This window comes from Thalassospira sp. UBA4513, assembly GCF_002388495.1.
GTDB lineage: Bacteria > Pseudomonadota > Alphaproteobacteria > Rhodospirillales > Thalassospiraceae > Thalassospira > Thalassospira tepidiphila.
This window is the reverse complement of the sequence record NZ_DGMR01000022.1, coordinates 99,145-118,613: the sequence shown is the minus strand read 5'-3', so window position 1 is coordinate 118,613 and position 19,469 is coordinate 99,145. Positions and strand designations below refer to the sequence as shown.

Annotated in this window: 20 protein-coding genes; 16 read left to right on the top strand and 4 right to left on the bottom strand. The window is 47.9% G+C overall.

Annotated elements, in window-relative coordinates; translation table 11 throughout:
• From B2T33_RS09035 to phaR, 3 genes are all read right to left on the bottom strand, one after another.
• Positions 1–382, bottom strand: a 382-nt coding sequence (locus tag B2T33_RS09035) for a helix-turn-helix domain-containing protein (RefSeq protein WP_286791715.1), incomplete at its 3' end; no start/stop codon positions are given.
• A 168-nt stretch (positions 383–550) separates the two neighbouring features.
• Positions 551–907, bottom strand: a complete 357-nt coding sequence (locus tag B2T33_RS09030; protein ID WP_008889413.1) for a hypothetical protein — start codon at positions 905–907, stop codon at positions 551–553.
• Between the two features lie 289 nt (positions 908–1,196).
• Positions 1,197–1,814: a polyhydroxyalkanoate synthesis repressor PhaR gene (gene phaR, locus B2T33_RS09025; protein ID WP_008889414.1), complete on the bottom strand. Its 618-nt coding sequence runs from the start codon at positions 1,812–1,814 to the stop codon at positions 1,197–1,199.
• Positions 1,815–2,153: 339 nt separating this feature from the next.
• Between phaR and B2T33_RS09020 the strand changes: the two genes are divergently transcribed.
• Together B2T33_RS09020 and B2T33_RS09015 are read left to right on the top strand one after the other, a co-directional pair.
• Positions 2,154–2,957, top strand: coding sequence for a hypothetical protein (locus tag B2T33_RS09020; RefSeq protein ID WP_286791714.1), 804 nt, complete (start codon positions 2,154–2,156; stop codon positions 2,955–2,957).
• Positions 2,854–4,041 carry an alpha/beta fold hydrolase gene (locus B2T33_RS09015; protein ID WP_081579273.1) on the top strand — a complete coding sequence of 396 codons (1,188 nt, stop codon included), beginning with the start codon at positions 2,854–2,856 and terminating at the stop codon, positions 4,039–4,041. The genes B2T33_RS09020 and B2T33_RS09015 overlap by 104 nt, the downstream gene beginning before the upstream one ends.
• Before the next feature lie 15 nt (positions 4,042–4,056).
• Here the strand turns inward: B2T33_RS09015 and B2T33_RS09010 are convergent, their stop codons facing one another.
• Positions 4,057–4,203, bottom strand: coding sequence for a hypothetical protein (locus tag B2T33_RS09010; protein WP_157097693.1), 147 nt, complete (start codon positions 4,201–4,203; stop codon positions 4,057–4,059).
• Between the two features lie 330 nt (positions 4,204–4,533).
• On the opposite strand from B2T33_RS09010, the gene B2T33_RS09005 reads away from it, so the two are divergent.
• The 14 genes from B2T33_RS09005 (at position 4,534) to B2T33_RS08940 (ending at position 19,461) form a co-directional block, all read left to right on the top strand.
• Complete coding sequence (locus tag B2T33_RS09005) at positions 4,534–5,535, top strand: NAD-dependent 4,6-dehydratase LegB (RefSeq protein WP_064779759.1); 1,002 nt, start codon at positions 4,534–4,536, stop codon at positions 5,533–5,535.
• A 15-nt stretch (positions 5,536–5,550) separates the two neighbouring features.
• Positions 5,551–6,765 carry a LegC family aminotransferase gene (locus B2T33_RS09000; protein ID WP_197145886.1) on the top strand — a complete coding sequence of 405 codons (1,215 nt, stop codon included), beginning with the start codon at positions 5,551–5,553 and terminating at the stop codon, positions 6,763–6,765.
• On the top strand, positions 6,755–7,948 hold the full coding sequence (neuC, locus tag B2T33_RS08995) for a UDP-N-acetylglucosamine 2-epimerase (RefSeq protein ID WP_064779758.1): 1,194 nt from the start codon (positions 6,755–6,757) through the stop codon (positions 7,946–7,948). Before B2T33_RS09000 ends, neuC begins: the two co-directional genes overlap by 11 nt.
• A complete protein-coding gene (gene neuB / locus B2T33_RS08990; RefSeq protein WP_064779757.1) occupies positions 7,945–9,045 on the top strand; it encodes an N-acetylneuraminate synthase in 1,101 nt (366 codons plus the stop codon). The genes neuC and neuB overlap by 4 nt, the downstream gene beginning before the upstream one ends.
• A complete protein-coding gene (locus B2T33_RS08985) occupies positions 9,045–10,088 on the top strand; it encodes a nucleotidyltransferase family protein (RefSeq protein WP_064779756.1) in 1,044 nt (347 codons plus the stop codon). Before neuB ends, B2T33_RS08985 begins: the two co-directional genes overlap by 1 nt.
• A gap of 34 nt (positions 10,089–10,122) precedes the next feature.
• A complete protein-coding gene (gene hisF, locus B2T33_RS08980) occupies positions 10,123–10,893 on the top strand; it encodes an imidazole glycerol phosphate synthase subunit HisF (RefSeq protein ID WP_064779755.1) in 771 nt (256 codons plus the stop codon).
• Positions 10,893–11,543 carry an imidazole glycerol phosphate synthase subunit HisH gene (gene hisH / locus B2T33_RS08975; protein WP_083996942.1) on the top strand — a complete coding sequence of 217 codons (651 nt, stop codon included), beginning with the start codon at positions 10,893–10,895 and terminating at the stop codon, positions 11,541–11,543. The genes hisF and hisH overlap by 1 nt, the downstream gene beginning before the upstream one ends.
• Positions 11,537–12,616: a Gfo/Idh/MocA family protein gene (locus B2T33_RS08970; RefSeq protein ID WP_157097692.1), complete on the top strand. Its 1,080-nt coding sequence runs from the start codon at positions 11,537–11,539 to the stop codon at positions 12,614–12,616. Before hisH ends, B2T33_RS08970 begins: the two co-directional genes overlap by 7 nt.
• A gap of 58 nt (positions 12,617–12,674) precedes the next feature.
• Positions 12,675–13,367, top strand: a complete 693-nt coding sequence (locus tag B2T33_RS08965; protein WP_064779752.1) for a cytidylyltransferase domain-containing protein — start codon at positions 12,675–12,677, stop codon at positions 13,365–13,367.
• Positions 13,342–14,169, top strand: coding sequence for an SDR family NAD(P)-dependent oxidoreductase (locus tag B2T33_RS08960; protein ID WP_197145884.1), 828 nt, complete (start codon positions 13,342–13,344; stop codon positions 14,167–14,169). Before B2T33_RS08965 ends, B2T33_RS08960 begins: the two co-directional genes overlap by 26 nt.
• Complete coding sequence (locus B2T33_RS08955) at positions 14,163–15,077, top strand: Gfo/Idh/MocA family oxidoreductase (protein ID WP_167351184.1); 915 nt, start codon at positions 14,163–14,165, stop codon at positions 15,075–15,077. Before B2T33_RS08960 ends, B2T33_RS08955 begins: the two co-directional genes overlap by 7 nt.
• Positions 15,070–15,885, top strand: coding sequence for an SDR family oxidoreductase (locus B2T33_RS08950; protein ID WP_197145882.1), 816 nt, complete (start codon positions 15,070–15,072; stop codon positions 15,883–15,885). Before B2T33_RS08955 ends, B2T33_RS08950 begins: the two co-directional genes overlap by 8 nt.
• A 377-nt stretch (positions 15,886–16,262) precedes the next feature.
• Positions 16,263–17,579 (top strand): N-acetyl sugar amidotransferase, encoded by a 1,317-nt coding sequence (locus tag B2T33_RS08945; RefSeq protein WP_197145880.1) that lies wholly within the window; start codon positions 16,263–16,265, stop codon positions 17,577–17,579.
• A 40-nt stretch (positions 17,580–17,619) separates the two neighbouring features.
• Positions 17,620–19,461, top strand: a complete 1,842-nt coding sequence (locus B2T33_RS08940) for an ABC transporter ATP-binding protein (RefSeq protein WP_197145872.1) — start codon at positions 17,620–17,622, stop codon at positions 19,459–19,461.
• Positions 19,462–19,469: the final 8 nt, after the last annotated feature.

Here is a 19,469-nt window from a genome sequence, read left to right as displayed (position 1 = left end):
CGGCAAGAGCGCGAGCCATCTGGCTCAGTGCTTCCTGATGCTTCTCGTGCTTGATGCTTGCGAAGTTACGCGCAAGTTCCAGGCACATACGCTGACGCGCATTGAGCTCGGTTTCCTGATTGCCTTCCAGGCCTTCATAGAAATAGCTTACCGGAACGCCTAGGACCTGGGAGATCTCATAAAGGCGACCAGCAGAGATGCGGTTAATGCCGCGCTCGTATTTGTGAGCCTGCTGATAGGTAACGCCAATCAGATCCGCCATTTGCTGCTGGGAAAGGCCCAGCATGATGCGACGTTCGCGGATGCGCTGACCAACATAACGGTCAGTGTCTGTGGCGCGGTTTGCGCGTTTCGGTTCTTCGTTTTGAGCATTCTCAGTCATTTTATAATCCGTTATCAACCGCCAGTTATTATTCCCCACTTCGGATGCTGTCGGGTTCGTTGTTTTTCCCGATATGTCACACCCATCGCGGCACCTTTCAGGCACTGCGATTTTGATGACCTGTACCTGAACATTGGTCAGATAATCATTACAGCTTTCCGCCAGAAGCTAGCTATATAGGTCAATCGAGCTGTCTTTGTCTAGTGCAGAAGGCGAAAAAAAGACGTTCGTTTCTACGCTGTCTGGTTTGTGATGAAGCGCATAGCTGGCATGCGCAGACTGAATGACCGGCGGTTGCAAAAGGTTTTCCTGAGGTAGGATCTGACCCAGAAGCTGGGTCCAGAATGCTGCACTGCCCACAAGATCATGGGGTTGCAGCCACGCGCCACCACCCTGCGCAATTTTTTCCACAGGTGAAAATTGCGTCAGTTGCTCGATCCCGATCCCGGCAGGACCATCGGTTCCACTGCTCGCAGTTTCGGTCCTGCGGGCCGGGAGCATGGAAATCGGTGTAATCGCGGTCATGTGTTTTTCGGTTTATTGGGTCATTGTTGCCTGTGTATTTCGGGACTCCGTGGGTTTTGGTGCGCGGTCATGGCATTCACCCGGCAAAAATTGCCGCCTTTCGGCGGTGCCGGGCGTTCTGAAAGTGTTAACGAAAAATTTATGCAGGATTGGTGCCGGACGGCTTGGGTGTTCGACGGGCATTGTTTGCCGCCCGGCCAAACATCTGATGCGGGCATGAAAAAAGGCGAAGTGCGCTATGGCAGCTTCGCCTTTTTGATCTCAGTGCCCGGGATGCGGGCCGGGTGCCTTATTTGCCGGACTTGCCACCGGCAAGATTGTTAAGCTGCGCCTGCATGGCTTCAAGCTGGCTTTTCAGCTCATCAAGCGAAGCATCGGATTTCGCAGCACCGGGTGCTGTTGGCTTTTTCGGGCCTTCGCCGGTCGGCTCACCATTTTCATCCTGCATGAAGGGCGAGAACATCTTCATCGTCTGTTCAAACAGCGCGATGTTCTGTTTGTTCATTTCCTCGAACTGGCCAAACGGGAACATGCCCTGCATGGTGCCCTGCATATATTCGCGCATCTGTTCCTGATTATGGCCAAAGGCGCGCATTGCCTGTTCAAGGTAGCTCGGCACCAGCCCCTGAAGGCTGTCGCCATAAAAACCGATCAATTGGCGCAGGAAGCTGATCGGCAGAAGGTTCTGCCCCTTGTTTTCTTCCTCGACAATAATCTGGGTAAGGACCGGACGGGTGATGTCTTCACCCGATTTCGCGTCATAGACAACAAAGTCGGTATTGTCTTTGACCATCTGCGAAAGGTGATCAAGCGTCACATAGGAACTGGTCGCCGTGTTATAGAGGCGGCGGTTCGCATATTTCTTGATAACGATGCGGTCCTGATCATCTGATTTCTTGTTGGTCATGGCGTCTTTCCTGCTTCCCTGTTTCCCGGACGTATGTCTGGCGAACCTTCTGGTGGTGTCGTTCCACCTGCTTTGCGCCCCGGCAATTCACATTGTTGCGTTTACGATGTTGCGCAGCATTTTCGATTTTGCATTCGCTCAGAAGACTGTGAGAGTGCCGCGAATTTTCCAATGTGTCCAGTATTCAACGCGAAGTGCAGTGCGAAAAACAACTTTGGATACGGTTTGTTGCGCCACAGCACGGGAATTCGTTTTCCCGCGACCCTCAACCTCCTATAGTGGTCGCCAACAGATATGCGTCGCATCTGAACAATACTGGGAACAATAAGGGTATCGCCGATGGCCAAGGCTACGAACGACCCCGACCAATCACAAACCACAGGGTCTTCGTCATCAGACGCCGATGACGAACGGCTTGACCAACTTGCCCGGCAGTTTCTTGAACTCTGGCGCCAACAGGTCGCCGCAACGGCTGATGGCGCCCATGCCGCCAGTGCCATCGGACGTCTTTACGCATCCCTTGGTGCCGATACCACCCGCATGGGCGAAGGCTTTGAAGCCTGGGGCAAGCTGATCGGTCAAATGGCGATGGGCCAACACCCTGCCGCCGGGCCCGGAAATCCAATCAATAACCCGATGGGCGATGCCATGGCGGCCGCCAACCCGTTGCAGGCGATGATGGATCAGATGGCCAAGGCCGCACGCGAACTGCCGGCATCCCCGTTCGCGGGCATGCCGTTTGCGTCCGATATGTCGGCGATGGCCGGTATGGCCGGGATGACACCCAAACCAGACACGGCAAAAGCCGAACCGGATGCTGCCGGTAATGCGGATGGACAGACATCCGATAAAGACAGCGCGCAGACATCCGCCGCCGATGAAGCCAACAAGACTTCCAAAACCAAACGTGCTGCAAAAAATGCTGCAAAGGGGCAGGGGAAGAATGATCAGTCCGCCAAAACAAAAACCGCTTCCGCCAAAACGCGAAAATCAGAGGCGGGCCGGGCCAAGACCGCTTCCGATGCATCTGGCAGTCGAGATGACGAGCTGGCTCAGCTCGCGCGCCGCATTGCCGATCTTTCTGAAACAATTGCTGCCCTGGAAGCCGGAACTGAAGGATCAGGCGGAAAGTCTTCTGGCTGAGCTTGAGGCCTATCACCCTGATGACGTCGCCCAGGCGCTTGACCGGGTCGCCTTTGATCGCCATGCCGGGTTCCATGACGGGGTGCGCGCCTATCAACGCCATCCCTATCGCCGCCCACGCGATCAGGACCGCAAAGATATCCCGACCGTCTGGGAAGAGGGTTCGACGCGGGTGTATGACTATGGCGCAACTTCTGACAACAAGGCGGCGAAAACCGGCGAAGTCGTCCTGCTTGTGCCGTCGCTGGTCAATCGCGGCTATATCCTTGATCTCAATGAAAAGCGAAGCTTTGCGCGCTATCTCGCCAAATGCGGCTATCGTCCGCTTCTGGTCGAGTGGGGCTATCCCGGCATGGATGAAGCTAACTTTGGCCTGGATGATTATGTCGCTGGCCGTCTGGTCACCATCCTTCAGGATGTCGCCGATATCAATGGCGGGCCGGTGCCGGTGGTGGGCTATTGCATGGGCGGAGTTGTTGCCCTTGCGGCGACACTTCTCGATCCGGCACAGGTCTCAAAGCTTGTCCTGCTGGCAACCCCTTGGGACTTCATGGCCGCCGGTCCCACCCAGTCACGCATTGCTGCGGCCTTTGCGCCCTCTTTACCGCAAATGCTGGCAATCCATGACACGCTTCCGGTCGACGTGCTGCAAAGCCTGTTTGCCAGCCTCGATCCCTTCATGATGGGCGAGAAATTCCGGCGTTTTCAGGCCATGGCAATGGACTCAACCAAGGCGCAGGATTTTGTCGCCCTCGAAGACTGGCTGAATGATGGTGTTCCGCTTCCGCGCCGGGTCGCGGTCGATTGCCTGATCGGCTGGTATGTCGAAAACCGCCCGGCCAAGGGCCAGTGGCAGATTGACGGCATTGATATCAACCCGGCGGACTTGTCGTGCCCGGTGCTGGCCGTGATCCCGGAAAATGACCGCATCGTCCCACCCGAAAGCGCGCAGGCGCTTTTTGATGCCTGCCCCGAAGATCTCCGCACTGAACTTCATCCCTCTGCCGGGCATATCGGCATGATGGTCGGATCACGTGCGGAAAAATCCACCTGGAAGCCGGTGGTTGATTGGCTTGCAGGCTAACCCGAAAGCCCGCTTTTAATCGGGGCTTTCGGTTGCAAGTTGGGCGCGCTCTGGCGCCCAGCGCAGGGTCAGGCGCGCCAGAAGGGCGATGATGATCAGGGTCAGGATCACACGTCCGACAAACAACACCCGGGTGATCCGAGTTAAGTGCAAGTCGGTCAATGTAGGTTCACCGCGCAAAGGATAAATTGTCAGTTTGTATTTCTATTCTTGGGTGTGGATGCTGATTTAACTTTATGGGGGCTACATTGATATTGGTTATTCGTCATTGTTTGGCGTGTATGCAAATGCTAATCGAACAAGCTTTGACTATCAAATTTGCCTGAGTGGGCGCATTTTTTATCTAGCGAAGAAAGTGCAAATTTGTTTACACAAGTGGATGTTAAAAAAATGTATTTTTCTGTATCGCTTGCAAAGTGAATTGTTTTCTCTGCGCATGCACTAATTTGGGCAGGGAGCGAAAATTATGAAGGTAACTATAAAGGAAAAGCTGTGAACGGGAAAATCCTTGTAACTGGTGCAGATGGCTTCATTGGTTCCCATCTCGTGGAGGAGCTTGTTCGTCAAGGTCGCGAAGTTAAAGCTCTTGTCCTATACAATTCGTTTGATAGTTGGGGATGGCTGGATCAGGCGCCACAGGAAATTAAGGATGCAATCGAAGTCGTTTCTGGCGACGTTCGTGATCCGATCTGCGTAAGAAATGCGATGACAGGTTGTGGTGCCGTCATGCATTTGGCGGCCTTGATTGCAATTCCATATTCCTACGTTGCTCCACATTCCTATGTTGACGTGAACGTTGTGGGAACGCTTAACGTCGTCCAGGCGGCTCGAGACTTGGGTGTCGAGAAGATTATGCATACTTCAACCAGTGAAGTGTACGGAACAGCCCAGTTTGTCCCAATTACAGAAGAGCACCCACTGGTTGGGCAATCGCCATATTCAGCGAGCAAAATTGGCGCGGACCAAATTGCCATGTCTTATTGGCGCTCGTTCGAAGTTCCGGTGGCTATTGCCCGACCATTCAATACATACGGCCCCCGTCAATCCGCACGTGCGGTAATTCCGACAGTAATTACACAGATCGCTGGTGGCAAAAAAACAATTGAGCTTGGCGCGCTCAGTCCAACCAGGGACTTCAACTTTGTGAAAGATACCGTTCAAGGAATGATTGCTATTCTTGACGGGAAAGCATCTGTCGGCAAAGTTATCAATATCGGTAGTGGCTATGAAATTTCGGTGGGTGATATGGTTGAGCTGGTTGCCGAAATCATGAATGCAGAAGTGGAAATTATTTCCAAGAATGAACGTATTCGTCCGGAAGCGAGTGAAGTAGAGCGTCTGCTTGCGGATGCCTCAGTAGCCAAATCGTTATTGGATTGGGAGCCCAGAATTGGTGGTCGGGAAGGTTTGAAACAGGGACTTGCCGAGACAATTACGTGGTTTTCATCGCCCGAAAATCTCGCACAGTATCGCATTGGTCAATACACAATTTAACGAGGAGATGCGAGTTTGGACACGTCGTTGACAGCTGCAACGATCCAGAAACTGGTCGGTGCTCTGCGTTCAGTGCTGCCCATTGATCAAGAAGTCTTCCCTTTGCATGAGCCGGAATTTCGGGGGCGGGAATGGGAGTATGTCAAGTCTTGCCTAGACGAAGGGTGGGTTTCTTCCGTTGGTGCTTTTGTTGATCGATTTGAGAATGAGCTAGCGGACAGGTGCGGGGTTCGTCATGCGATAGCAACAGTAAATGGTACAGCTGCACTACATGCTGCTTTCATGGCAACAGGTGTTCGTCCAAATGACGAGGTTTTTGTGCCAGCATTGACATTCGTGGCTACTGCTAATGCCGTTTGCCATGCTGGAGCCGTGCCACACTTCGTCGATTGCGATAAAGATCGTCTTGGCGTAGATGTGCAAAAATTGGCAAGATATCTCGAAGAAATAGCAGTAGCGGATGGCGAGGGATCAAATGGCCCAGTATTCCGAAATCGCCAGACAGGGCGGGTGCTGCGTGCCATTGTGCCAATGCACGTATTTGGTATCCCTATGGATATTGAGGCTTTGGTTGATCTTGCTAGTAAATACAATCTGCTCATTATTGAAGATGCAGCAGAGGCGCTGGGATCTAAATATAAAGAAAGACCAGTCGGATCGTTTGGAAATGCAGCAGCGTTAAGTTTTAACGGTAATAAAATCATCACCACCGGTGGTGGTGGGGCTGTCTTAACAAATAGCGACGAGGTTGCTGAGCGCGCCCGCCATCTTTGCACCACGGCGAAGCGTCCCCATCCGTGGCTGTATGAGCATGATTGTGTTGCCTATAACTATCGGCTCCCGAACATCAATGCGGCTTTGGGGTGTGCTCAGCTGGAACAACTGGACACAAGGATAGAGCTAAAAAGGAAGTTGGCTAAGGCTTATGGAAATATCCTGAAAGATGTTTCTGATATCGATTTGTTGGTGGTTCCAGAGGACTCAGTGTCGAACCACTGGTTAAATGCGATCGTTTTGAAACCAGGGACGTCATTTGAGCAGCGAGATGGAGTTCTGGAAGCTCTTAATAAGGCAGGCCTTTGGTGCCGTCCCGTTTGGAATTTGATGCATACATTGCCAATGTTCACTGAGAACCCCCGAATGGATTTATCATGTGCTGAAGACATGGCAGCTCGTGTCATCAATACGCCCAGTAGTTCTTACTTGGCGGAGGGGAGGGATGACATATAAGCGTAAGATTTGCGTTGTCACTGGGACACGAGCTGAGTACGGAATTCTATCTAATTTAATGAGCCAGATAGCTTGCGATGACGAGTTGGCGCTTCAAACGATAGTTACCGGTTCACACCTTTCGGAAGAGTTTGGTTATACCTATCGGTATATTGAAGAAGATGGTTTTCATATTAATGCGAAGGTTGATATGTCGCTGACTGGCGACACGCCCGTAAGTATCACTAAATCGACAGGGAGGGCGGTCATAGGTTTTGCCGATGCATATGACCTGCTGAAGCCAGATATTGTTGTGCTGTTAGGTGATCGATATGAAATTCTTGCTGCTGCTCAGGCGGCAATGTTGATGAAGATACCTCTGGCGCATATTCATGGAGGCGAAACGACAGAGGGCGCCGTTGACGAGAGTATTCGACACGCAGTGACCAAAATGGCGCACCTTCACTTCACCGCTGCCGAGTCTTATCGGCAGAGGGTAATCCAAATGGGGGAAAATCCGAGAAATGTATTTGCGTTTGGTGCACCTGGATTAGATAACTTCGCGGCAATGGATTTACCTGATCGCACTTCTTTGGAGTTAAGCTTAGGTATTGAGCTAAAGGCTCCCTTATTTCTTGTGACATTTCATCCTGAAACCCTCGCAAATCAAGAGCCTAGTGCCGCAGTTCAGCCTTTGCTAGAAGCTTTAGCCGCTTTCGATGACGCAACCTGTATTATCACTAAAGCGAACGCTGATGCTGGAGGGCGAGCTATAAATGCCGAGTTGGATGCTTTTGCAAAAAAATATCCAGATAGAGTTTTGGTTACCACTTCTCTTGGTCAGGCGCGTTATTTGGGGCTGTTGAAGCTTGTCGATGTGGTAATCGGGAATTCCTCAAGTGGTATTATCGAGGCACCAGCTGCAGGTGTTCCCGCCGTCAATATTGGTGATCGCCAGAAAGGTCGCTTGCGCGCCCCATCTGTTTTAGACTGTGTAAACGTACCTCTAGATATAACGAAGACTATAAATATGTGTATGTCGAGAGATTTCCTCGAATCAGTGTTTTCTTCTGAGAATCCATATGGCCAGCCAGGACAGATTTCAAAAAAAATAAAAGAGATTCTTAAAGGTATTAACCTTGATCATATATTGGTTAAACACTTCTTCGACGTAGACGAAGATAAGGAAAATCAGCGGAAATGAATAAAGTTTATATTATAGCTGAAGCTGGAGTTAATCATAACGGATCACTGCAAATTGCTAAAGATTTGGTTGAAGAAGCAGCCAGAGCCGGGGCAGATGCGGTTAAGTTTCAAACTTTCTTTTCAGAAAATTTGGTTACGAAATCAGCTCCTAAGGCGCGTTACCAAGAACGAAATAGCAAGTCAGACAGTTCTCAGTATGACATGTTAAAAGTCCTAGAGTTAAGTCGAGATGCCCATTTTGAACTTAAAGATTATGCCGAAAACGCGGGGATAGAGTTCTTGTCTACTCCCTTCGGCTTGGAGGAACTCGACTTTCTTGTTCGTGACGTAAAGGTTCAAAAACTTAAAATGTCCTCTGGTGAGATAACAAATGGGATGTTGTTGTTAGAGGCTGCGCGTTCTCAGCTACCTATCATTTTCTCGACAGGCATGAGCACGGTAGAAGAAATCTCCGATGCATTGGGGGTTCTCGCATTCGGATATCTTTCATCTCAGGGCGAAAGTCCCAGGATGGAAGCATTTCGAGCCGCCCGTGAAAGCGAGCGCGGGATAGAAATGTTGGAGAAGAAAGTTACAATTCTACACTGCACAACCCAATATCCAACACCTTTTGATCAAGTCAATTTGCGCGCAATGGGGACGCTAGCCAAGCATTTTGGTTTACCTGTTGGGTACTCGGACCACACTGAAGGAATTATGGCATCAATTGCCGCAGCGGCCAATGGAGCAACTGTTATTGAAAAACACTTTACGTTAGACCGTGGGATGGAAGGACCAGACCACGCCGCATCCATTGAGCCTCATGATTTGCAAAAATTAGTTGCTGGGGTTCGTGATGTCGAACGTTTGATGGGACTGCCAACGAAGGTTTGCAACGATGCCGAAGGCGAAAACTTGAACGTTGTTCGTAAAAGCTTAGTGGTAAAACGTAACATAAGGTCAGGTGAAGAATTTACAGCAGCTGATGTTACTGCCAAGCGGCCCGGTGGAGGGCTTTCGCCTATGGCTATCTGGGATATTCTTGGGCGCAAGTCAAACCGTGATTATCTCGAAGATGAGATGATAGATACTTCAGTATTGGAAGACCAAATTTGATGCAGGATATATCAGAAATTGTTTTAGAGCCTGAAGATGAAGTTAAGCTGGCGATCGCGATTTTAGATCGTCACCCTGCAAGAATTGTCCTCATTGTCAGCCCTGAACACGAACTGTTAGGAACTGTTACTGATGGAGATATTAGACGCGCTATTTTGAATGGTATGCCTTTCGATGCTCCGGTCTCACGGGTGATGAACTCTAAGCCAACTACTGCCAACTTGCTTGATGACAAGGAGCACCTCTTGAGCATGATGGTGAGCAGGGTTTTGAGACACGTTCCTATTTTGGGGCCAAACGGAAAATTGGTTGGGCTTGAAACCCTTGATGGACTTTTGAACCAAGAGAAGATTCCAAATACTGCTGTAATTATGGCTGGTGGTCGAGGAAAGAGACTTCGCCCATTTACGGATTCTGTTCCCAAGCCGATGGTTCATGTCGCAGGTAAGCCCATGCTTGAAATCATACTTGATAGACTTGCTAGTGAAGGGTTTGTCAATATTGTAATATCGCTGAATTACAAAGGTGAAATGATTAAAGAGTATTTTGGTGACGGGCAATTCAAAGGATTAAATATTAGTTATGTTGAAGAGAAAATGCCTTTAGGTACTGCAGGGGCTCTTTCTTTGATAAACCAAGACATTAAGGATCCGTTTTTAGTTATGAATGGCGATGTGTTAACGCAGGTTAACACTCGGAACTTGATAGACTTCCATCACACCCATCCTTGTAAAGCGACCATGTGCGTGCGCGAACACTCTTATGAAGTGCCTTTCGGTGTGGTTAATGTCGATGGATACAAAATTTTACAAATTGAAGAAAAACCAACATCAACCTATTTGGTGAATGCGGGAATTTATCTGCTTGAGCCAGATGTTTTGAATTTTGTGAAGCCAAACCAGTATTTGGATATGCCAACTTTATTTGAAATTATCAGGGAGTCGAATTATCCGACTCACGTCTTTCCTATTCTCGAAGCTTGGAGGGATGTTGGTAGACCAGATGATTTAGAGCTCGCGAATGAAGAGTATTCGGATAAGTAAATTTAAGATCTAAGATTTTTGGAAGTCGTACGAGATGATCTCAAAAAGCAAAAAAAGACTAATTGCGCGCTTGGACGTTAAGGCACCGAACTTAATCAAATCTATAAACTTAGAAGGGCTCAGAAAACTGGGAAACCCGGCTTCATTTGCTGAAGAGTACTATAAGCAAGGCGTTGACGAGATCATCTATATGGATGTTGTCGCGAGTCTTTATCAGAGAAATGGTCTTGGCGATATCGTCCGATCTACAACGGAGAATGTTTTTATTCCTATTACAGTTGGAGGGGGGATTCGCTCTGCTGATGATGTCGGGGAAATGTTGCGATGCGGTGCTGATAAAGTAGCTATCAACACTGCCGCTGTGAGACGACCAGATCTGATTTCTGAACTGGCAAACATTTATGGGTCTCAGTGCATCGTTTTGTCAGTTGAGGCAAAGAAAGTGGGCCCAAGGACATGGGAAGCTTACACGGATAACGGCCGTGAGAAAACAGGTTTGGACGTTGTCGAATGGGCGAAAAAAGCAACGGCCCTTGGTGCAGGCGAAGTTCTTATTACTTCTGTTGATAGAGAAGGTACACGCAAAGGATTTGATATTGAGTTGATCCAGGCAGTTTCCTCCACGGTTGATGTTCCAGTTATCGCTAGCGGAGGGATGGGGGATACAAATGACATGATTGCTGCCTTTGAACTAGGAAAGGCTGAGGCGGTCGCTATGGCTGACGTTCTGCACTACAAACGCATGTCGGTTGAAGATGTGCGCGCTAAAGCGTTGGAAGCTGGTATCCCGGTGAGGAAAATTTGATGACTGAACTCTTAATTGTTAATTATGACGCAGGGAATATTCGAAGCGTTGAGAGAGCCGTTTCTGTTTGCGGAGCAACTCCTGTTTTATCAAGTGATCCAGAAGCAATTTTAAATGCGAGGCTGCTGATTCTGCCTGGAGTCGGTGCTTTTGGGAAATGCATTTCTTCGTTGCGTGGAAAGAAACTTGATCTGCCCGTTTTGGAATATATTAAGAGCGGGAAGCCAATTCTGGGTATTTGCGTGGGTATGCAAATGCTCATGGAAGGTAGTTGCGAGTTTGGTTATCATAAAGGCTTGGGGCTGATCCCAGGAGAAGTTCGGAAAATTCCTGATAAAGGGGGCGATGGCTACCCACATCGCGTGCCTCACGTTACCTGGGAAGGACTAGAACCGAAGAAGCAAGCTTGGGAAGGCACTGTATTGGACGGAATCGTTCCAGGTGCTGACTGTTATTTCATCCACTCGTATGCTGCATATCCTGAGAGAGAACAAGATGTTTTAGCCACATGTTCATACAACGGGGTAGAGCTATGCGCTGCAGTGCGCAAAGAAAATCTATATGGGTTGCAGTTTCACCCTGAAAAGAGCGGCCCTATTGGATTGAAAGTTATTTCAAACTTTATTTCCCTGGGCGATCGCTCTTGCTAAGTTCAAACTCTTCTGAAAACTATGAAAATCCATGTGGAGCAGCCGTGAACAGTAAATCTGTCTATTTAGTTGGAGCGGGCCGTATGGGAAGAGCTCACGCTCAGGCCGCTGTAGACCTAGGGATGTCTTTAAAAGCGATTTGTGACACTAGGAAAGAGGTTCGAGACAACCTTGCTGATGACTTTGGTGTCGCTAAATCGAACTGCTTTTCTGATGCTCAAGAGATGTTTGATTCTTTAGGGGGCGCCGAATTAGTTATTGTTGCGACAACAGCTGATACGCATTGCGAATTGGTTTGTCTCGCTGCAAGCTCATCTTCCAAAGCTGTCCTGTGCGAGAAGCCGATGGCTGTCTCGGTGGAGCAATGTGACAGGATGATTGATGCCTGTGAAAAATCAGGAACTGCTCTTGCAGTGAACCACCAGATGCGCTTTATGCCGCAGTATGCATTGGTGAAGAAGGAGCTCGAGCGTGGTGAATTGGGTCTCCTTGCTTCCATGAATGTTGTTGCAGGGTGTTTCGGACTGGCAATGAATGGATCCCATTACATTGAGGCATTCAATTATTTAACCGGGACATGGCCTTCAAGAGTTTCTGGCCATTTCACAGGTGAGCCATTTCAGAATCCTCGAGGCCCTCGTTACTTTGATCAGGCAGGAGAATTTCTTTTTATTTCTGAAAATGGTCAAAGGTTGAAGTTGAGCATAGGTCATGATCAAGGGCACGGAATGACGTCAATGTATGCGACCCAATTTGGTCACGTATTTGTTGATGAGTTGCAGGGCGAGATGATCGTTACAGCGCGCCTCTTGGAGCATCAAAGTCAACCTATGACCCGATACGGGATGCCATGGGATAGAAAAACAATAGCATTCCCGCAGGCAGATAACGTTGGGCCTACCCGTGAGGTTATGTCAGCGTTGTTGCAAGGGGAGAATTATCCGTCCGGTGGGAACGGAAAGAAAATTGTCGCATCTTTAGCCGCAGCTTACGCTTCTGCACAAAAGAGCTCGGTCCTTGTCAGTATCGGGTCAAACGATAACTCTGATGACCAAGTTTTCCCTTGGGCATAGATTTTTGCAAAAGGTGAGTGTTGATTAATTGCCTTAATCTTAAGTGGGCGCTTGAATAATGTTGAATGGGAAAAGGGTCGTTTCTCTCACTCCTGCTAGAGGGGGAAGTAAGTCGATTCCTTACAAGAATCTTTGTGATCTGGGGGGTAAGCCTCTGCTAGCGTGGCCTGTTGATGTTGCTTTTGCCACGCCCGAAATTGATGAAGTGTTTGTTTCCACAGATGACGAGAAAATCGGTACGGTTGCAGCAGATCTAGGAGCAAAGATTCACTGGCGACCGGACGAACTTGCAACGGATTCTGCTCTTGTGGTCGATGCTGTGCGGCATTTCTTTAGTCAGCAGCAGCAAGAGGGTAAAGCTCCCGACATCATTGTGCTGCTCGAAGCGACATCTCCGTTTCGCACTCCTGAGATGATCTTAAATTGCCTGAGAAGAATGCTAGATGAAGAATTAGATTCAATTGCGACTTTTCATAGTGCGGAGATCAATCCGGAAAGATGTTGGAAGATTGAACAAGGTATCCCAAAGCCTTTCATCGATGGTGCAATTCCATGGAAACCCCGTCAGGAACTTTCCGCCGCTTATCAGCTGAACGGTGCTGTTTACGCTTTCCGAGCCGATAGACTTCCGACAAACGGACCCAATATTCTGTTTGGTAAGATCGGGGCTGAGATTATCTCTAAAGACAAAGTGATAGATATTGATGATAGAAAGGATCTTATAATTGCAAACGCCATACTCGAATCCTAAAGAAGCGCGCAGCCTAAACGACCTTTTGTCATTAAAAGGTCGAGATGCGCTAGTTATCGGTGGTGCTGGTCTTCTTGGTGGTGAGATCTCGTACACTCTTGCAGAGCTTGGTGCTCGGGTAATTGTCGCTAGCCGCGACAAGGGAAAGTGTCAGACATTTGTGAAACAGTTGTCTGAGAGGTTCAAGGGTGATCACCAAGCTTTGGGCGTGGATATTACGGATCGAAATTCAATCCGAAAACTTTGTGAAGAGGCGTCGAAGGTTACAGAGGGCGGACTGGATATCTTGGTCAACACCGGGTGGTCAGGTCGCAAGAATACATTTGAGTCGATTTCGGATGAGGATTGGGATCTGGATATCGAAGTATGCTTGAATGGTGTTTTTCGAACTATTAAATCGGCCGTTCCGCTCCTGTCTCCGAGAAGCGGTGTTATCCTGAATATTGCATCGATGTACGGTCACGTCGCACCAGATTATCGGATGTATGACAGTGAACGTTTCGCAAACCCACCAAGTTACGGGGCGGCTAAAGCTGGGGTTATACAGCTTTCTAAATATTTGGCGAGCTTCTTGGCGCCTCAAGGTATCAGGGTCAATTGTATTAGTCCTGGCCCCTTTCCGTTCGAAAGCACGCAGTTAGAAAACCCGGATTTTATCGAGAGGCTTAAAGCAAAAAATCCCATGGGACGTATCGGTATCCCAATTGATATTAAAGGAGCTGCTGGGCTGCTATGCAGTGACGCTGGTGCCTATATTACGGGGCAGAACATATGTGTTGACGGGGGATGGGCAGTATGGTGATCCGTACTGGCATCATTGGCTTCAGCGAGGGAAACGGTCATCCGTTTTCCTTTTCGGCGATCGTAAACGGCTATGATCGCAAAGCATTTTCTGAGGCCGGATGGCCAGTTATTCTTGATTATCTAAGTCGCCAGCCTGCTGACAGGTTTGGGGTTGGCGACGCGAGAATCTGTTGTGCGTGGACGCAGGATCACTCCTTGACTCAGAAGCTATGCGCAGCTTGCAATATTGAGCGGGCAGTTAAAGCGCCTGAAGAAATGCTGGGGCAAATTGACGCTTTAATTATTGCCAGGGACGATTGGCAGACGCATGCGAAATTTGCAATGCCATTCCTAGAAGCTGGTATCCCTGTCTTCATTGATAAACCTTTGAGTCTGGATATTTCAGAACTGGAGGCCTTCCAGCCATATCTCAAGGCTGGCTTGCTGATGTCAACCTCTGGCCTTCGTTATGCGATCGAACTTGAAGAATATACACAGAATAAGGATAAAATTGGCGATATTCGATTTGTATCTGCGACGGTGGTGAATGACCTTGATAAGTACGGCATTCATATCTTGGATGCTCTCTCTGGACTTGGATTCAGTAAGCCGAGATTTATTTCTCGGGCGGATACCGGCTACGAGTCTTATGATATCCGCTACGACAATGACGTTGCGCTTCGCTTGGATTGCCTCGGAAAGGTTGCTAAGACTTTTCGAATAAACATTTACGGAGAAAACGGAAATTTGCACTTGGAGTTAGCCAATAACTTTATGGCATTCCGGCGAACTCTTGAGCGCTTTTTTAATATGGTTGTCGATCGTAAACCTCCAATAGCACCAGACAGCGTTATCGGTACGATGAATTTGATTCGACTGGCAAAATCGATGCCCCCATCTCAGATGCTTGAGGTCTCCAATGCATAAACACTTTGACCTGACGGGAAAAACTGCACTAGTTACGGGCGGTGGAGGTATTTTAGGCAAGGGGTTTTGCAAGGTACTCGCCGAGTATGGTGCTTCAGTAGTGCTTGTCGATATAACCATTGAGCGAGCTAAAAAGGCCTGTGAGGACATTCTCCAAAATGTTCCAGGCGCTCAGATAATGCCTTTGGCATGTGATGTTGCGGACAAGGATAGTGTGACATCAATGGTAAATTCTGCCGTTAGACAATTTAGCTCTATCGATGTTTTATTGAACAATGCAGCAAGTAAAGCAGACGATCTCAATGCCTTTTTTGCTCCGTTCGAAAGCTATGACCTTGATCTTTGGCGTAAGGTGATGTCGATAAACATCGACGGCGCATTTCTGGTCGCTCAGGCCGTAGGCGCACAAATGGTCAAGCAGGGGAACGGGGGGAGTATAATTAATACGTCCTCAATTTACGGTGTATTGGCGCCTGACCAAAGGATTTATGAAGGCTCTGAATACATGGGGGTGGCAATTAACACACCCGCAGTCTATAGCGCCTCAAAAGCAGCCTTGATAGGTCTTTCTAACTATCTCGCAACATATTGGGCAGAAGCAAACATTCGTGTGAACGTTTTGTCTCCGGGAGGAGTTGAAAGTGGGCAAAACGAGACCTTCAAAAAAAAGTACAGCGCACGCATTCCACTAGGGCGTATGGGTAGGGATGACGAACTGCACGGAGCCATTTTGTTCTTAGCGTCAGACGCTTCAAGCTATTTCACCGGCCAAAATGTGATGGTCGATGGAGGTCTATCGGTTTGGTGATTCGTCGCTCTAAAGGTTGGTGTTTAAGGGTAACTTGGGAAACGTCTGCCTTTTTCTTGCCGTCGCTGAGCATTCGATATTACTAGCTCACAAGACTCTGAGCCGCATTGGAGTCCTTTCCCTCCTCATACAGGTTGAAGGTGGCTTCAAAATCAGTTACTGCAGAGCTAAATTTGTACCTATTGGATAGCTTGCCTAATTTAACTCATCATGACCGTCTGCAACCAGATTAGACTGCCGACATCTGAATGATGTTGTTCTGAGTCGTAGCCAAAGTAAAGCCGCGAGAACGCTGCGGCGACTAATGCCTATATAGGTCGCTATGAAGCCCCAAAAAACTGCCCTTTGTAGCGAAACAGTAACAACAGGATAGCATTATGGAACGCATTCCGTACCCAAAGCCCGTAGATTTGTCGCAATACGCCGCAGATGTTTCAGATGCCAAGCCGTTTTATGGCCTGCCATCTAACGTGAAGTTCTGCAAATCGTGTACGTATAGCAACCAGAAGCCAAACTCCGAAAAGGAGTACAAACATACTAGGGCTTCAAACAAGCCGACTGTTGACTTCGACGATGAAGGTGTGTGCGCCGCTTGCAGAATTGCTGAGAAAAAGAAGAATATTGATTGGGTTGAGCGTGAACAACGGCTCCGTGAACTATGTGACAGATATAGACGGAACGACGGCGGATACGATTGTCTTGTGCCCGGGTCGGGAGGCAAGGATAGTTTTTTTGCTGCTCACAAGCTCAAGTATGAATATGGAATGAACCCACTGACTGTTACTTGGGCCCCCCATATATATACTGATTGGGGCTGGCGAAATTTCCAAGCTTGGATGCATGCAGGGTTCGACAACTATCTTTTCACTCCCAATGGACGTGCTCATAGGCTTCTAACGCGTTTGGCGTTGGAGCAGATGTTCCATCCGTTCCAGCCGTTTATTATGGGACAGATGTACTTCCCCCCTAAAATGGCTGCTCAGCTTGGCATCCCGTTGGTGTTTTATGGCGAGAATCCGACGGAATATGGCAATTCGTCTGCTGCCGATGACAAAGCGACAAAAGACTGGGAATTCTTTTCTAGTCCAGACCAATCCCAAATTTACTTGGCGGGAACCTCCGTTGCTGAGCTCAAAAGCTCATTTGGTCTGAGTGAGCACGATTTGAAGCCATATATGCCACCAAATCCAGAGTTACTGAAGCAGGCAAACGTCGACGTGCACTATCTTGGTTATTACATTCCGTGGCACCCGCAAGAATGTTACTACTACTCTGTCGAGCATGGTGGTTTTGAGGCCGCTCCTGAGCGTTCTGCAGGAACCTACAGCAAATATAGCTCCATTGACGATAAGATTGATGACCTGCACTACTATACTACTTTCATCAAGTTTGGTATTGGGCGCGCAACCTATGATTCTTCGCAAGAAATTAGGAATGGCGAAATTGATAGAGATGAAGCAATTAGTCTAGTGCGTCGATTTGATGGGGAATATTCCGAAAGGTTTGAGAAGGAAAACTTCGATTACCTGAGTATTAGCCCAAAAGATTTTCCTGTAGCATCGAAAATGTTTGAGCACCCGGAAATGAATAGAGAATACTTTGATAGGTTAACTAATACTTTTCGTTCACCACACCTTTGGAAGTTTGAAGGGAATCAATGGCAATTAAGGCGCACTGTTTGTGACGACGCCTAGTGAAAAGCTTAAATATGCAGAACGTGACGAGTAGGGTTACATGTCAAAACTGCTAAAACTTCTAAGGCTAACTTTGTCTCCCGTTGGGCTAGACTTTGTGGCAGCTGAAATATCTGTTCGCTGGGCTCAATTTTTTGGCTTTGTCGTTCTAAGCTTTGTTGCTGCACTTATAGAAATGACAGGGGTGGGGTTGGTGTTCCCGCTCCTAGTCGTTATAGTTGCACCTGACAAAATTGCCAATATTCCGTATCTTCCTCAAGTAGTCGACTTTGTTGGAATTGAATCAGACACTACATTGTCGATAGCTATTATTGGACTGATTGGGCTAGTTTTGCTTGGTAAGAACGCTTATATGCTCATGTTCAATTGGATGCAGATGCGTTCTTTAGCGCAATGGAAGGGAGATCTTTCAAAGAGATTGATGAATATTTATCTCTTCTCTGACTATAGCGTTCACTTAGCCAAGTCTAGTTCAGAAATCATTCGAAATATGGCGTTGACGGCCGCTGTATATGATCAATTTATTGCGCCTTTTATTAATTTACTAGTTAATTTCGCAATATTAATTGGGCTTTGTATTCTACTAACTTTTGTTTTGCCTGTAGAAATGTTGCTTAGCTTGTTGCTAATCGCTTTCGTTTCTTGGGCACTTTACGCTTTCATGAGAGGGCCTTTTAAGAAAATCGGGGCTGAGCTGAACGATCTTTTCAAAGTTCGCCAAAGTATAATGCGTCAGTCTATTGGTATGATTAAAGAAACAAAATTAACTGCAAAAGAAAATTTCTTTTTAGATGCATATGCGAAAGTGGAGTTTAGAAACTTTGGAAGGCAAGCCCATTATAACTTCATGGCAACTATTCCTCCTCTGGTAACAGAGGGAGCGGTTATCGTTGGCATATTGTCGGTCGTGACCTATGTGATGTTTTTTAGCACTCAAGAGCAGCCAGGACTAGCTATTTTGGGTCTCCTTGCGGCGTCGTTTTTTCGCCTGACACCGGTAATAAACCGAATTTTAGGTTCGCTACAATTGATGAACATCAGTAACAATGCAGTGGATATAATTGCTGACGAATTCCATCAGCTTGAGCGAGGAATATTTAAGCCTGTAACTGAGCCTGATCCTTTACCCTTCAAGTCAAAAATTACTTTCAAAGATGTTTCATATTGCTACCCAGAATCACAGGCTTGCGCGGTGGAGAGCGCGGATTTTGAGATCTTCAAGGGAGAAACTATTGGGATTACGGGTGCCTCAGGAGCTGGGAAAAGCACTCTAGTTGCCCTTCTTATGGGTTTGGTTGCGCCCAAAAATGGGACAATTTTGGTTGATGATGTGCCTCTTAGCGAGCAAAAAAACTTGCGTGCTTGGCACAAACATATCGGTTTTGTTCCTCAATCGGTTTTTATTATCGAAGATACGGTGGCTCGTAATGTGGCCTTCGGCGAAGCTTCGGAAGATATTGATGAGCAGAAAGTTTGGGAAGCCCTCGAGATAGCTCAAATGAAGGAATTTGTAAGCACCCTCCCAAATGGGATTCACGAGTTCGTAGGAGAGGATGGTTCCCGTTTTTCCGGTGGGCAAAGACAGCGTTTGGGGATTGCCCGCGTGCTTTATGAGAGACCAGATTTTTTGGTTTTTGATGAAGCGACTTCCGGCTTGGACTCGGCTAATGAAAAGGCATTCAGTGATGCCCTTTGTGAAATCAGGAAAAACTCCACAATCATAATGATTGCTCACCGGCTCAGTACATTACGTGATTGCGATAGGATTATTATGCTTGATAGTGGGCGTATACTGCAGACAGGAACGTTTGAACAACTTTATAATGAGTGTCTACAATTCCGATCCCTTGTTGATCTCTCACAAATGGCTCCTTCGAAGTAGTTGGTGAA